Raw genomic sequence first — 2,091 nt, forward strand, 5'->3', positions numbered from 1 at the left:
AGCCCGGCCCGCTCCCACGACAGGACCCCCCACTCTGATGTCCTCCTTCCTTACTCCCTACCGCGCGCTGCGTGAACCGGGCGCGCTGCGCCGGGACTTCCTCGCCTCGCTCGTCGTCTTCCTCGTCGCCCTGCCGCTCTGTGTGGGCGTGGCCGTCGCCTCCGGCGTCCCCGCCGAACTCGGCCTGGTCACCGGCATCGTCGGCGGTCTGGTCGTCGGCCTCCTGCCGGGCAGCGCCCTCCAGGTGAGCGGCCCCGCCGCGGGGCTGACCGTGCTCGTCTTCGAGGCGGTGCGCGAGTTCGGCCTCGGCATGCTCGGCGCCATCGTGCTGCTCACCGGCGTGCTCCAGGTCGTCCTCGGCCTGCTGCGCTTCGGCCGGTGGTTCCGCGCGATATCCGTCTCCGTCGTCCAGGGCATGCTGGCCGGAATCGGTCTCGTACTGATCCTGGGCCAGCTCTACACCATGGCCGGGGCCCAGCAGCCGCGTTCCGGGATCGACAAGATAACCGGGCTGCCCGGCCTCCTCGTCGACGTCGTCGGCGACACCGCCGCGCTGACCGCCGCCGCCCTCGGCGCCGGAACCATCGCCGTCCTCGTCCTGTGGCCGAAGCTGCCCGCCGCCGCCCGTGTGGTGCCCGCACCGCTCGCGGCGGTCGCGCTGGCCACCGCCGCGGCGGCCGGTTTCGGCCTGGACGTGGCCAACGTCGAGGTGCGCGGCCTGATCGACTCCATCCAGCCGCCCGGCCTCGGCGACCTGGCCGGTCTCGGCGGCGTGGCGGTGCTCGGCACGGTCCTCGCCTTCACCCTGATCGCGTCGGCCGAGTCCCTGTTCAGCGCGGCGGCGGTGGACCGCATGCACGACGGCCCGCGCACGCACTACGACAAGGAACTGGTCGCGCAGGGCGTCGGCAACACCGTCTGCGGTGTGCTCGGCGCGCTGCCGATGACCGCGGTCATCGTGCGCAGCTCCGCCAACGTGCAGGCCGGTGCCCGCACCCCGCTCTCCCGCGTCCTGCACGGCGCCTGGCTGCTGCTCTTCGCCGTCCTGGTGCCCGCGGCGCTCGGCATCATCCCGCTGGCCGCGCTCGCCGGTGTCCTGGTGCACGCGGGCTGCAAGCTGATCCCCGTCAAGGAGATCGTCCCGCTCGCCCGCGCCCACCGGGGCGAGGCCGTCGTCCTCGCCGTCACCGCGATCGCCATCGTGGTGACCAACATGTTCGAGGGCGTGGTGCTCGGCCTGGTCCTCGCGGTGGTCAAGTCCGCCTGGGAGACCTCGCACGTACAGGTCGACGTGCGCGAACTCCCCGACGGCCGCATGATCGTGACCCTCACGGGCAACGCCACGTTCCTGCGGCTGCCGCGCATCCTGGAGACGCTGGAGTCCCTGCCCAAGGACCGGCCGATCGAGCTGGACCTGACCGTGGTGCGCCACCTGGACCACGCCTGCCGCACGACGCTGGAGAACTGGGCCCTGCGGCACAACGACAGCGGCACCGAGGCCGTCCGGTTGCGGACCCGCCCGCCGTCCGGCACCGACACAGGCACCGACAACACAGGCGCCGACACCGGTGCCGAGGCCGAGGCCGAGGCCGAGGCCGAGGAGTCCGCCGAGGTGCCCGCACAGGCCTCCGCCCGGCCCTGACGCGGCCCGCCGAACCGCCCGCCCGAGCCCCCTTCCGGTGGCTCGCCGCGCGGCGGTTCGGCATGCCCGCATACGGAAGGTAAAGAGGTAATTCCTCTCTCTTGACACATGCTTGACCACCTCTTTACCTTCAGATGGCGATGGGCAGATCACCAGAAACCCATCGATTACGGCTCATATCTATGGAGGTTTCACCATGGAGCAGCTCATCAAGCGCATGACCGAAGAGTCCGTCTGGCAGAAGTGGGTCGCCGCCAACTCGGCCCAGGGCGGCGCCGCCTCCGCGAAGGACGGCTGCATCAGCGCCACGTCCAAGAGCGGCTGCATCAGCGCCACCGGCAAGACCGGCTGCATCTCCTGACGAGGCGTTGAGCCACTGAGCGTCACGCGGGGCCGCCCTCGATGCCGTCGGCACCGGCGGCGGCCCCGCCCSWCGCWCWCGTCCCTCC

Annotated in this window: 2 protein-coding genes; both read left to right on the forward strand. The window is 71.9% G+C overall.

What is annotated here, in order from left to right; genetic code table 11:
- The first annotated feature begins 37 nt into the window (after window positions 1-37).
- Window positions 38-1,642, forward strand: a complete 1,605-nt coding sequence (locus AB8Z36_RS37720; protein ID WP_369217889.1) for a SulP family inorganic anion transporter — start codon at window positions 38-40, stop codon at window positions 1,640-1,642.
- Window positions 1,643-1,838: 196 nt separating this feature from the next.
- Entirely contained in the window at window positions 1,839-2,003 is a 165-nt protein-coding gene (locus tag AB8Z36_RS37725; protein WP_369217888.1) for a hypothetical protein, read from the forward strand.
- Window positions 2,004-2,091 lie beyond the last annotated feature (88 nt).

The organism is Streptomyces flavofungini (genome assembly GCF_041028215.1).
Lineage (GTDB): Bacteria > Actinomycetota > Actinomycetes > Streptomycetales > Streptomycetaceae > Streptomyces > Streptomyces flavofungini_B.

What these genes read in the sequence shown, in the direction of transcription:
- AB8Z36_RS37720 (WP_369217889.1), top strand. Translation starts at nt 38, where the DNA reads ATGTCCTCCTTCCTTACTCCCTACCGCGCGCTGCGTGAACCGGGCGCG.
- AB8Z36_RS37725 (WP_369217888.1), top strand. Translation starts at nt 1,839, where the DNA reads ATGGAGCAGCTCATCAAGCGCATGACCGAAGAGTCCGTCTGGCAGAAG.